Source organism: Paraburkholderia silviterrae, from assembly GCF_004353915.1.
GTDB classification, from domain to species: domain Bacteria; phylum Pseudomonadota; class Gammaproteobacteria; order Burkholderiales; family Burkholderiaceae; genus Paraburkholderia; species Paraburkholderia silviterrae.
In genome coordinates this window covers 68726-81430 of sequence record NZ_SMRP01000025.1, presented here as the reverse complement: position 1 = coordinate 81430, position 12705 = coordinate 68726, and the positions used below count along the sequence as shown (strand labels likewise).

General features: G+C 66.0%; 8 protein-coding genes. 1 reads left to right on the top strand and 7 read right to left on the bottom strand.

Annotated elements, in window-relative coordinates; genetic code table 11:
• Positions 1–161: 161 nt before the first annotated feature.
• Entirely contained in the window at positions 162–875 is a 714-nt protein-coding gene (locus EYW47_RS32365) for a dienelactone hydrolase family protein (protein WP_133198884.1), read from the bottom strand.
• Between the two features lie 160 nt (positions 876–1035).
• Entirely contained in the window at positions 1036–1455 is a 420-nt protein-coding gene (locus EYW47_RS32360) for a secondary thiamine-phosphate synthase enzyme YjbQ (protein WP_133198883.1), read from the bottom strand.
• Positions 1456–1726: 271 nt separating this feature from the next.
• On the opposite strand from EYW47_RS32360, the gene nfsB reads away from it, so the two are divergent.
• Complete coding sequence (gene nfsB, locus EYW47_RS32355) at positions 1727–2380, top strand: oxygen-insensitive NAD(P)H nitroreductase (protein WP_133198882.1); 654 nt, start codon at positions 1727–1729, stop codon at positions 2378–2380.
• A gap of 81 nt (positions 2381–2461) precedes the next feature.
• On the opposite strand, the gene EYW47_RS32350 is transcribed toward nfsB, so the two are convergent.
• From EYW47_RS32350 to EYW47_RS32330, 5 genes are all read right to left on the bottom strand, one after another.
• Positions 2462–3661 carry a BamA/TamA family outer membrane protein gene (locus EYW47_RS32350; RefSeq protein ID WP_133198881.1) on the bottom strand — a complete coding sequence of 400 codons (1200 nt, stop codon included), beginning with the start codon at positions 3659–3661 and terminating at the stop codon, positions 2462–2464.
• Positions 3662–3772: 111 nt separating this feature from the next.
• A complete protein-coding gene (locus EYW47_RS32345; protein WP_133198880.1) occupies positions 3773–4222 on the bottom strand; it encodes a YMGG-like glycine zipper-containing protein in 450 nt (149 codons plus the stop codon).
• Between the two features lie 344 nt (positions 4223–4566).
• Complete coding sequence (locus EYW47_RS32340; protein WP_133198879.1) at positions 4567–6213, bottom strand: efflux transporter outer membrane subunit; 1647 nt, start codon at positions 6211–6213, stop codon at positions 4567–4569.
• Positions 6210–9524 carry an efflux RND transporter permease subunit gene (locus EYW47_RS32335; RefSeq protein ID WP_133198878.1) on the bottom strand — a complete coding sequence of 1105 codons (3315 nt, stop codon included), beginning with the start codon at positions 9522–9524 and terminating at the stop codon, positions 6210–6212. Before EYW47_RS32335 ends, EYW47_RS32340 begins: the two co-directional genes overlap by 4 nt.
• Positions 9521–12697, bottom strand: a complete 3177-nt coding sequence (locus EYW47_RS32330) for an efflux RND transporter permease subunit (RefSeq protein WP_133198877.1) — start codon at positions 12695–12697, stop codon at positions 9521–9523. The genes EYW47_RS32335 and EYW47_RS32330 overlap by 4 nt, the downstream gene beginning before the upstream one ends.
• Positions 12698–12705 lie beyond the last annotated feature (8 nt).

The window sequence follows — 12705 nt, the reverse complement described above, 5'->3', positions numbered from 1 at the left end:
GTCCAGGTGTTGCCAATTTAAGGATCGCGGCGCGCCACGATCTGCATATCGTGGACAGGCTCGCGATACCAGCAGATAGAACGGGTTGGCGGCGCACGCCATGAAGGCGTGCGCCTTGTCTTCATCTCAGCGCGAAGGTGAGGCGCACAAAGCGGCTGCGCTTAGCGCTGCGTCCACAGCGTGCGGCCCCAGAACGTGAGCGTGCGGTCCCACGCGCGCTCCGACCAGACCGGATCGAACTGCGTGTGCGCGATGCGGCCCGGGCCCACGGCAGTTTCGTTCGCGAAACCGTGGTAGGCGAGATAGCGGTGAAATTCGACATTCACGCCGCCATCGCGCAGTTTCTTTTCGAGCTCGTCAACGGTCTCGCTCTTGAAGAAGGCGTCCTGCGTGCCCCAATGGCCGAGCACCGGCGCGGTGATCTTGCTCGCGTCGAGATATTCGAGCGGCGGGAAGCCGTACCACACCACGGCGCCTGCAAGGCCGGGGATCATGTTCGCGGCGAGCAGCGTGAGCGCGCCGCCCATGCAATAGCCCGTCACGCCGACGCGGTCGGTCAGCGTCTTCAGGTAGTCGACGGCGCCGCGGATGTCCTGCGAGGCGGCGTCGGCGAAATCGAGGCCCGTCATCAAGTGATTCGCCTCTTCTTCCTCGACGGTGCTCTTGCCCCGGTAGAGGTCGGGCACGAGCGCGTAGTAGCCCGCAAGGGCCAGGCGCTCGGCCACGCCGCGGATCTGGTCGTTCAAGCCCCACCATTCCTGGATCACGACGATGGCGGGCGCGCCATCGGTTTTTGCGGGCTTGGCGAGATAGCCCTCGAGCGTTTTGCCGTCGGGGCGGTTGAAGCTGATCATGGAGCCGGAGGAGTCTTTCATGGGTGTTCCTCGATGTTTCGGTTGATCGGTTGCAGCGGGTTCGTGCGGGCTGGCGCGAAGCGTGCAGCCCGTAGCATAGCGCCTGCGTGCGTGCTTTGCTCGCCTGCCCGAGGCGCAATGCTTGCGTTGCGCTGGGTGAGCGGCCAACTGCGGCTCCGGCTCACTCGCCAATCAAATGCAGGACGATGTCGCGCGCCTGCGCGTGCCGGCGGTGCTCGAACAGGTAGATGCCCTGCCAGGTGCCCAGCACCGGCTCGCCGCGCTCGACGGGAATCGAAAGCTGTGTGTGCGTGAGCGCGGTGCGCAGATGCGCGGGCATGTCGTCGGGGCCTTCGGTGTCGTGCTCGTAGCGCTGGGGGTCTTCGGGTGCGAGTTCGTCGAAATAGCGTTCGAGGTCGCGGCGCACCGAGGGATCGGCGTTCTCCTGGATCAGCAGCGACGCCGAGGTGTGGCGGCAGAACAGCGTCAGCAGCCCGGTGCCGATGCCGGTATCGCGCACGAATGCGCGCACTTGCAGGGTGAACTCGACCAGCCCGCGCGAGCGCGCATGGACGTGCAGATGATGAATGGCCTGGCGCATGGTGGGTCCTCCAGTGTCGATGTGGCTTGCCGCCTTGAAAGGGGCAAACCCGGTAAGGCACAAAGCAGGGGGATGAGCGCGGCGCCGCCCGCTTTAGCTGTGCTAGTGCACAGCTAAAGCGAATTTCGGGAGAATTCGCGTCTGCACGCCCTGCTGCACATGCTGGTAGGATACCGGCCTTGCCGCCGCTGCGGCGGCCGACGCTAGACAGCCTTGCATGGGACCGATGTAAGTGCTGAAGCACTAACACCGGTCGACATGGAGAATGCAGTTGAACCTCACCCGCTTCGCAAAAGCCCGCCACGCCACCAAAGCTTTCGATCCCGCACGCAAGATTCCCGCCGCCGTCATCGACGAACTGAAGGAACTGATCCGCTTCAGCCCCTCTTCGGTGAACTCGCAGCCGTGGCACTTCGTGGTGGCCGAGACCGATGTCGCCCGTGCGCGCGTTGCGAAGTCCATGCAGCCGGGCTACGCCTACAACGAGCCGAAGGTCATGCGCGCCTCGCACGTCCTGGTTCTGTGCGTACGCACCGATATGAACGAAGCCCATCTGAACGCCGTGCTCGCGCAGGAAGAGGCCGATGGCCGCTTCGCGAATGCCGAGGCTATGGTGGGCCAGCAGAACACGCGTGCCTTCTATGTCAACCTGCACCGCGAGCGCGCCGATCTGCCCGCGTGGATGGAGAAACAGGCTTACCTCGCACTCGGCACACTGTTGATTGGCGCATCGACGCTCGAGATCGACGCCTGTCCGATGGAAGGCTTTGACGTGAAGGTGCTCGACGAAGAACTGGGGCTCGCCGCGAAGGGTCTCACTTCGCTGGTCGTGATCGGCCTCGGCTACCGCAGCGCCGACGATTTCAACGCGAAGCTGCCGAAGTCTCGCCTGTCCACGGCGGCGGTCTTCACAGAGCTGGCGTAAGCGCCGGTGCCGCGCGCGCAGGGCCGCACGGTTCGGCGCGCGGGGCATGGCGCGGTGTAGCGACGCCGCACAGGCGCGCACTCACCGCCACGCGCTGCCAACCTGGATATAGAACGCGTTCTGCCCCGGCCCATGTGCGACGTCGATGCCCATCGAAAGGCCGAGCTTGCGTGCAACCAGATAGCGAAAGCCGGTGCCGAAGCCGAAGGCCGTGGGCGCTTCGCTGAACGAATGCAGATTGCCGTAGGCTTTGCCGGCGCCGCCGAAGCCCAGCAGCGCCCAGCGCGGCGTGATGTTCCAGCGTAGCTCGACTTCGCCCGTGAGCTGGTTGCGATCCTGGAATTTGGCGTCGGAGACACCGCGCAAGCTCACATAGGGCTGCGCGAAAAACGGAATATCGCCCTGCGAAAACCCGGTGTCCATGCGCAGGCCGAGCACCCAGCGTGGCAAGAGCTCTATCCAGTGATAGGCCTTGAGGGTTTGCATGTCGAACGCGTTCGAACTGCCGAAGCCGCCGCGCGCGAAGTCGGCCTCGAACTCCGCGTAGGTGCCGCGGCTCGGGTAGAACATGTTGTCGCGCGTGTCGTAGTCCACCACGATTCCGCCCTTGCCAACGCGCACGTCGCGCTCGAAGTTCTGGATGCTATTGGGCAGCAGCGGGCCGAAGCGGGTAGCGGAATCGAAGAACGTATAGCGCGGGCCGACGTACCACGGACTATTGGCAATCCTGAATAACACCTGCTGGACCACGGCCACGCCGCTGAGCTGATAGGCGTTCGCATTGCCCTGCGGGCCGTAGTAGTTCAGGTGCAGATTGACCTTGCCGACGGCCCCCATGTAGCGGATGCGGTCGTCGTCCCACGTGTGGAAGTGCAAGAGGCCCACGCCCCAGCTGTGCGTGCCGGTCATGAAGCCGCCCAGGCCGGTGATGTTGGGCGGTGTCGTCCTGCGGGAGGCGTCGCCGGCACTGTCTTGCGCGGCGGCGTCGCTGGAGGCGTTGGCGCTTTCGGCCTTGTCGGCATGCGTGCGGCTGGGCGCCGAGAAGTAGAGCAGGCCGAGCCCGAGTCCGTAGCCCACGGCCGGTTCGGTGATGATGTCGGGCACCGGGAGCACGCCTTTGTGATTGAGCAAGGCGTTGCTCATGTCGAAGCTGCCGTCCTGCGGGTCGCGATATGGGTCGAGCCACGAAGCCTTGTCCGCGCCGTGCGCGGCCTGCGCCACGAGAGCGAGTGCGAGAACTGGCGCGAAAATGGCGGGTTTCGCAGGCCATTTGCATGTCATCGTTGCGACGATCTCCGTTGGCTTGCTGATGGGTTGGCGATGCCCGCGGCGACGAACTGCACTACGCGACTGTATGAGCGCCGCGCGCCATGCGGCGCGCGGGCCGTTTGCTTACTGAACAGTGTAGCCCTTGCCTTGCATGCATGCGCCGAACGCGCGCCAGTACGTGGAGAGCTCGGCGCCTTGCGCCTGCTGCTGGGCTTGTGCCTGGGCCGCATGCTCGCGGCGCGCACGCACGCCGCCCGCGACCGCGCCGGCGGTTGCGCCCACCGCTGCGCCGTGGCCGGCGCTGTTGCCGCTCACGTCGCCGATGATCGCGCCTGCTGCGGCGCCACGCGCCGCGCCGGCCACCCGCTGGCCAGTCGGCTGGGTCGGGGGCGGGGCCGGTTGCGCGGCCACTGCCGGGTTGATCCCGGTGCTTTGCTTGGCCCACGCGTAACACGCGCCTTCATCTTGCTGCTGCTTTTGCGGCGATTGTCCGTGAGCGGGATAGACGGCGGGTTGCTGGGCGAACGCGAGCGTCGAGACGCTCAACAACAGAGAAACGGTAAGACGCTTCATGAGGCGCTCCTGGGGACGGTGTATTGCGCCGCGCGTCGTGCGCGCGGCAATGTCGTAGTGGTGTCGGCCAGCGCGCGTGCGAGGTGAGATGCGCGCTGAATCGGTGCATTCAGAGACCGACGAGGCAGCATAGCGCAATCGTCGAACGCATCGATGGCGCTTGCCACAGACATTTCGTGGGTTGACGTGAGCGCATCAAGACTCATGCGCGGCGCATCTTTTGCGCGCGCTGCACAGGACCCGGAACGAATGTTTGCGAACCCCTGGCAGGAGCGTCATGGGGTAGCCACGCCGTTGCGCGGACACCGGTCTTGCGCGAGCGCCTTGCACCCAGACGCTTGCCGTCAGGGACTCGGCGCTGAGCTTTGCGGGTGACTTGTCGTGTCGTTGGTGGGGTTCGGCGCGGCGGCTGCGTCCGCGCTCGCGCCTGGATTTTGACTCGCCACAGTGTTTGCAGCGGCACGATCGGGATGGTGCGGGTCGTGCAGCACGCCCGACCAGCCGCCGCCCAGATCGCCGATCAACGCCGCCGAGTCGAGCAGCCGCTGTTGTTGCACGCTGAGCGCGCTTTGCTGCGTGCTCAGTTGCGTGGCTTGCGCCGTCACCACGGTCGTGTAATCGACCGTGCCCGCCTCATACTCGTTCAGCGCGATCTGCGCGCCGCGGATAGCGTCGCGCACCGCGGCGTCCAGCCGCTCGTTCTGCTGCGCGAGAATGCGCAGGCCCGAGAGATCGTTCTCGACATTCTGGAACGCCGTGAGCACGGTGCCGCGATAGTTCGCCACCGCTGCGTCGTAGCTCGCGCGCGCTGCCGCGACGTCGCCGCTACGTGCGCCGCCGTCGAAGATCGTCTCCGTTGCGCTCGCCCCGAGCGACCATACGTAGTTGCTGATATGCAGCAGGCCCGAAAGCGGCGCTTGCGAGAAGCCGTCGAGCGCGGAGAGCGAGATGTCCGGGTAGTAGGCGGCCACGGCCACGCCAATGGCCGCGTTCGCCGAGGCCATCTGGCGCTCCGCGGTGGCGATGTCGGGGCGCCGCTGCAGCAGCGTGGAGGGCACGCCCGCGGGTATCGCCGGCAGGATCGGGAGCCGGGCGTTGTGCGGGATCGTCACGTCCTCGGGGTTGCGCCCCACCAGCACCGCGATCGCATGCTCATATTGCGCCCGCGCGACACCCAGCGCGATCAGGCTGGCCTGCGTGTTCTCCAGTTGCGTGCGCGCCGTGATGAGGTCGGAGGGCGGCACCGTGCCCGCGCTGTCCTGGTTGCCCACCACGCGCAGCGAAGCCGTGTAGGCAGCCACGGTCTGCGTGAGCAGATCGATATCGGCGTCGGTCACGCGCAAGTCGATCACTGCGTTGGCGAGCGCAATCTGTTCGGATAGCTGAGCATTCGCGAGCGTCGCTTCGCTCGCCTGCGCGGTGGCCGACTGCTCCTCGACCTGGCGGCGCACCTTGCCCCAGAAGTCGGGTTCCCAGCTGACGTTGCCTTCGAGCGAGCCCGAGTTGACGATGGCCGCTCGACTGCCGCTGATGCCGCTCAGCGACGAGCTGGACGAGCGCTCGCGCGTGGCGGATCCGGTCACGCCCAGTGTGGGAAAGAGGCTTGCGCGCGCGACGCGCACCTCGGCCAGCGCCTGCTGGTAATTCGCGTAGCTCTGCCGCACGGTCTGGTTGGAGACGGCCACGAGCGGTTCGAGCTCGTCGAGCAGCGGGTCCTGGAAGGCCGTCCACCAGTCCCCTTTCGGGCTTTCGGCGGCGGCGGGCTCAGCCTGGGTCCAGCCGGGCAACTCCTTCCATTGCGTGGGCACCGCCACCTGCGGGCGATGGTAGTCGGGGCCCACCATGCAGCCGCTCGCGAGCAACGTGATGGACGCCGCGAACGCAAGCGGCAGCAATCTGCTGGCCGCACCTAGGTACGGCACGACTGGCGCGCTTTTGCGTGAATGGTCAAGCGGGGCATTGCGCCGCCCCGGGCGTTGAATCGTCTTCATGGTGCGCTCTCATCGGCCTGGCGGTTCCAGGGCAGGCGTGTGGCCCAGCGTGCGAGTCGTGCGCGCAGGCGGTCGAGGAACAGATAAATCACGGGCGTGGTGTACAGGGTGAAGAGCTGCGAGAGCAGCAGGCCGCCCATCACGGTCACGCCGAGCGGCTGGCGCAGCGAGGCGCCCTGGCCGATGCCCACGGCGAGCGGTACGGCGCCTAGCACGGCGGCGAAGGTCGTCATCATGATCGGCCGCAGCCGCACCACGGCGGCCTCGTGAATGGCGTCGCGCGCATTCTTGCCAGCGTTGCGCTGCAACTGAATGGCGACGTCCACCATCATGATGCCGTTCTTCTTCACGATACCGATCAGCAGGATGATGCCGATCATCGCGATCACCGAGAACGGCGTGCCGAAGATCAGCATGGCCAGAATAGCGCCGATGCCGGCCGAAGGCAGCGTCGAGAGAATCGTGAGCGGGTGGATGGTGTTCTCGTAGAGCACGCCCAGCACGATATAGACGACGGCGAGCGCCGCGAGAATGAGCAGCGGCACGGTGCCCATCGACTGCGCATAGGCTTGCGCCGCCCCCGCGAACTCACCGTGGATCGAGGCCGGCATGCCGATGGCGCGCTGCGCCTGCTCGATGATCTTGCCGGCCTCGGAGAGCGAGCCGCCCTGGGGCAGATTGAACGAGATCGTGCCGGCCACCTGGCCGCTCTGGTGATTGACCTGGGTGGCTGTGTGGCTCGTGGTCCAGTTCATCAACGCGGTCACGGGCACCATGGTCTCGGCGGCGGTGCTGTCCGCGCTGCCGCTCGAACTGCCGCCCTTGCTGTTGGCGATCGAGTTGTTCTGCTGGTTGGCCACGGCGTTCGCGTTGCGCGCGTTGGTGTTGCTGGCCGTGCTGCTGCTGGCGGTGATCGCGCTAAAGGGCGTGACGCCGGAAATCGTGCTGCCCGACATCTGCGTGGAAGCGGCGCCGCTCGCGTTGCCCGCCGCCGTGCTCAGATAGATGTGGTTGAACGACTGCGGATATTGCCAGTATTGCGGGGCTACCTCCATCACCACGAAATACTGGTTGATGGGGTTGTAGATGGTCGAGACGGTGCGCTGGCCGAAGGCGTCATAGAGCACGCTGTCGATCTGGTTCGGGTCGAATCCGTAGCGCTTGGCCGTCGCGCGGTTCACGGTGATATAGGCCTGCAGGCCGTTTTGCTGCAGGTCCGAGTTCACGTCGGTGAGCGTGGTGTGGTACTTGTTCAGCTCGGTGATGAGCTTGGGCACCCATTTGAAGAGCGCATCGGCGTCGTCGCTCGTGAGGGTGTACTGGTATTCCGCCGCCGCCTGCCGCCCGCCGATCTGCAAGTCCTGCTGAGCCTGCAGGAACAGGCGCGCGCCCGAGACCGCATTGAGCTTGGGCCGCAGGCGGTTCACGACTTCGGTGGCGGAGAGCTTGCGTTGCGCGAGCGGCTTGAGCTGGATGAAGACGGTGGCCGAGTTGAGCGCCCGGCCGCCCGTGAAGCCCGCGACCGAAGCCACGGCGGGGTCTTTCTGCACGATGTCCTGCAATTGCGCGAGTTTCTGCTCCATCGCCGTGAACGAGATGCTCTGGTCGGCGATGATCTGGCCGATCAGAATGCCCGTGTCCTGCTCGGGAAAGAACGTGCCGGAGAGCAGGCGTGCGAGAAACACATTGCCAATCAGCAGAGCGAACAAAATGAAGATCGTGAGCCGCGCATGATTGAGCGCGACATCGAGCGTGCGCGAATAGAACTGCTTGAAGTGCTCGAACTGCGCATTGATCCACTGGCCCGCGCGCGAAGGCTTGTGCTCCTTGCGCTCGCGCGCGAGCACAAAGGCGCACATGGTGGGCGTCACCGTGAGCGAGACCACGAGCGAGATGACGATCGCGATCGAGAGCGTCATCGCGAACTCGTGAAACAGCAGGCCGACGATGCCCGGCATCAGCAGGATCGGCAGGAACACGGCAATCAGCGAGAGGCTCATCGAGAGCACCGTGAAGCCCACTTCGCCCGCGCCGCGCAGCGCGGCCTCCTTCGGGTCGACCCCGGCCTCGATATGACGCACGATGTTTTCGAGCACCACCACGGCGTCGTCCACCACGAAGCCGGTGCCGATGGTGAGCGCCATCAGCGAGAGCGAGTCGATGCTGTAGCCGAGCAGGTACATCGGCCCGAACGAGCCCACGATGGACAGCGGCAGCGCCACGGCGGGAATGAGCGTGGCGCGCGGCGAGAGCAGGAACACGAACACCACGCCAATCACGAGCAGCACGGCAATGAAGAGCGTGCGCTCGGTGTCGGCCACCGAGGCGCGCACCGACTCCGAGCGGTCGATCGCCACGTGCACCTTGATCGTGCCGGGCAGCGCCGCCTCGATCGAGGGCAGGCGCGCCTGGATCTGCTGCACGGTTTTCACGACGTTGCTGCCCGGCATCGGATAGACGATCACGAGCACCGCCGACTTGCCGTTGAAGAGGCCGGCGTTGCGGATGTTTTCGTTCGAGTCGTTCACCGTGCCCACGTCGCGCAGATACACGGGCGCGCCGTTGCGGTAGGCGATGATCACGTCGCGGTAGGGCGCGGCGTTGCTGATCTGGTCGTTCGAGGTCACCACGAAGCGCTGGGCGCCCTGGTCGATGTGGCCTTTCGCGCTGTCCGCATTGGCCGCGCCAATGGCGGCGCGCACGTCTTCGAGCCCGATGCCGTAGCTATTGAGCTTGCTGGGCTCCAGCTCCACGCGCACCGAGGGCAGCGCGCCGCCGCCCAGCGTGATCTGGCCCACGCCGTCGACCTGCGAGAGCTGCTGCATGATCACGGAATCGGCCGAGTCGTAGAGCTGCGCCTTGGTGAGCGTCTCGGAGGTGAGCGCGAGCACCATGATCGGCGCGCTCGCGGGGTTGTACTGGCGGTAGGTCGGGTTGCTGCGCAGCGTGGTGGGCAGATCGGCGCGGGCGGCCTGGATGGCCGCTTCCACGTCGCGGGCCGCGCCGTTGATGTCGCGGTTCAGGCCGAACACCACCACGATCAGTGAGGACCCCACATTGTTGATCGAGGTGAGCTGGCTTACGTCGGCGATGGTGCCCAGACGCCGCTCGAGCGGCTCGGCCACCGTGGAGGCCATCGTTTCGGGGCTCGCGCCCGCCATGTTCGCCTGCACCACGATCACCGGATAGGCGATGTTGGGCAGCGGCGCCACCGGCAGCCGGAAAAAGGCGAGCGTGCCGGCGAGCAGGATCGCGATCGCGAGAAGCGAGGTCGCGACCGGCCGCCGGATGAAGAGCGCCGAGAGGTTCACGGCGTGCCCTCGGGCGCGGGCGGTGCGCCGGCGCCACGATCAGGGCCGGGACCGGGGCCGGCATCGCCATCCGTGCCGCTGGCTTGATCACGATTGCGCTTGCGGCCGAAGCGCTCGGCGAGCCGGTCGAAGAACAGATAGATCACGGGCGTCGTGAAGAGCGTGAGCATCTGCGAGACCGTGAGGCCGCCGATGATCGCGAGGCCGAGCGGGCGGCGCAGCTCCGAGCCCGTGCCGGTGCCGAGCAGCATGGGCAGCGCGCCGAGCATGGCGGCGAGCGTGGTCATGAGGATCGGCCTGAAGCGCAGCAGCGAGGCCTCGAAGATCGCCTCGCGCGGCGGCTTGCCGTGCACGCGTTCGGCTTCGAGCGCGAAGTCCACCATCATGATGGCGTTCTTTTTCACAATGCCGATCAAGAGCACGATGCCAATGATGCCGATCACGTCGAGGTCGTCGCCGGCGATCATCAGCGCGAGCAGCGCGCCGATCCCGGCGGAGGGCAGCGTCGAGAGAATCGTCACCGGATGGATATAGCTCTCATAGAGCACGCCCAGCACGATATACACGGCCACGATGGCCGCAATCAGCAGATAGACCTCGCTCGAGAGCGAGTCCTCGAAAGCCTGCGCCGCGCCCTGGAACGACGAGGTGATCGAAGGCGGCAGCTTCACGGCGGCCTCGGCGTTGCGGATGTCGCGCACGGCCGCGGAGAGCGACGCGCCATCGGCGAGATTGAACGAGATCGTCACCGAGGGGAACTGCGCGAGGTGGCTGATCATCAGCGGCGAGCGCGTGATGGTGATGGTCGCGATGCCCTTGAGCGGCACCTGGCCCGCCTCCGCGGTCTGGCTCGGCAGATAGATGTCGCCGATCGACTCGACCGTGGGCAGCGACTCGGGCTTGGCCACGAGAATCACGCGGTACTGGTCCGACTGCTGGAAGATGGTCGAGACGATGCGCTGGCCGAGCGCGTCATAGAGCGCGTTGTCGATGGTCGCCGCCGTGATGCCGTAGCGCGCCGCGAGCTGGCGGTTCACCTGCACGTTCACGGAGAGGCCGTCGGTGTTCAGGTCGCTCGTGACGTCGGCGATCGAGGGGATCTGCTTCATGCGTGCCACGAGCGCTGGCACGTATTGCTCGAAGGCGTCCTGGCTCGGGCCGCGCAGCACGAAGTTGTACTGGTTGCGCGAGACCGTGGTGTCGAGCGTGAGATCCTGCTCCGGTTGCAGATAAAGGCGGATACCGGGCACCTGCGCCACCGACTGCTGGATGCGCCGCGCGATCTGCCCGGCGGTTTCGGAGCGGTCGTCGTGCGGCTTCAGGTTGATGAGGAAGCGCCCGTTGTTGAGCGTGTTGTTGATGCCGTCGATGCCCACGTACGAGGTGAGCGAAACTACATCGGGGTCCTTGAGAATTTGCTCGGCGAGCGCCGACTGGCGGCGCACCATCGCCTGGTACGAGACCGAGTTGTCGGCCACGCTGATGCCCTGAATCACGCCCACGTCCTGCACGGGGAAGAGGCCCTTGGGTATCACCACGTAGAGCAGCCCCGTGAGCGCCACCGTCACCACGGCCACGACGAGCGTGAGCGTCTGGTGGTCGAGCACCCAGCGCAGGCCGCGCTCATAGGCGTCGAGCGTCTTGTTGAAGAGGCCCTCGCTGATGCGCTCGAAGCGGCTCGGATGCCGCTCGGCCTGGGCGCGCAGGATGCGCGCGCACATCATGGGCACGACCGTGAGCGACACCACCGCGGAGAGCACGATGGTGACCGCGAGCGTGACCGCGAATTCGCTGAAGAGCCGGCCGATCACGCCGCCCATGAAGAGCAGCGGAATCAGCACGGCGATGAGCGAGATCGTCAGCGAAAGAATCGTGAAGCCGATCTGTCCCGCGCCTTTGAGTGCAGCCTGTAGTGGTTTGTCGCCTTCTTCCAGATAGCGCACGATGTTCTCGATCATCACGATCGAGTCGTCCACCACGAAGCCGGTCGCGATGATGAGCGCCATCAGCGAGAGATTGTCGATCGAGTAGCCGAGCTCGTACATGAGCGCGAGCGTGCCGATCAACGAGACCGGCACCGAGATGCTCGGAATGATCGTGGCGGGCAGATTGCGCAGGAACACGAAGATCACGGCCACCACCAGCGCCACGGCGAGCACGAGCTCGAACGCCGCGTCGCTGACCGAGGACTGGATCACGCCCACGCTGTTGGAGACCACCGTGACCTTCATGCCGGCGGGCAGCGTGGCTTCGAGCTGCGGGAGCTGGCGCATGATCTGGTTGACCGTGGCGATCACGTTCGCGCCCGGCTGGCGCTGCACGTTCAGCACGATCGCGGGCGTTTTGTTGTACCACGCGCCGCGCTCGACATCCTGGGCCGCCGTGGACACGCGCGCGACGTCGCGCATGAAGACGGGCGAGCCGTTCTGGTAGGCGATGACCGTGTCTTCGTAGTCCTTCGGGTCCGAGATCTGGTCGTTGGAGTTGATCGTGTAGTCGAGCTCGGGGCCGTCGAAGTTGCCCTTCGGCGCGCTGATGTTCACGTTGGCGAGCAGCGTGCGCAAGTCGTCGAGATTCAGGCCGTAGGCGGCGAGCTTCTGCGGGTCGGCTTCCACGCGCACGGCGGGCACGTTGCCGCCCGCCGTGCTCACGAGGCCCACGCCCGGCACTTCGGAGATCTTCGTGGCGAGCCGGTTGTTGGCGGCGTCCTGCAACTGCGTGAGCGACATCGAGTTCGAGGTCACCGCGAGCGTGAGAATGGGCTGGTCGGCGGGATTGACCTTCGCGTAGGTGGGCGGCGCGGGCAGGCCGCTCGGCAGGTAGCTGTTGGCCGCGTTGATGGCCTGCTGCACGTTCTGCTCGGCCACGTCGAGGTTCAGCGAGAGGTCGAACTGCAGCGTGATGACCGAGGCGCCCTCGGAGCTGTACGAGACCATCTGCTGCAGGCCCGGTATCTCGCCCAATTGCACTTCGAGCGGCGCCGTGACCGTGGTGGCCATGACGTTCGGGCTTGCCCCGGGGTAGAAGGTCTGCACCTGAATGGTCGGGTAGTCGACCGAAGGCAGCGACGACACCGGCAGGAACTTCATCGCCACGAGGCCGACCAGCACCATCGCGATCATCAGCAACGAAGTCGCTACGGGCCGCAGAATGAAGAGACGCGAGATATTCATCGGCGCAA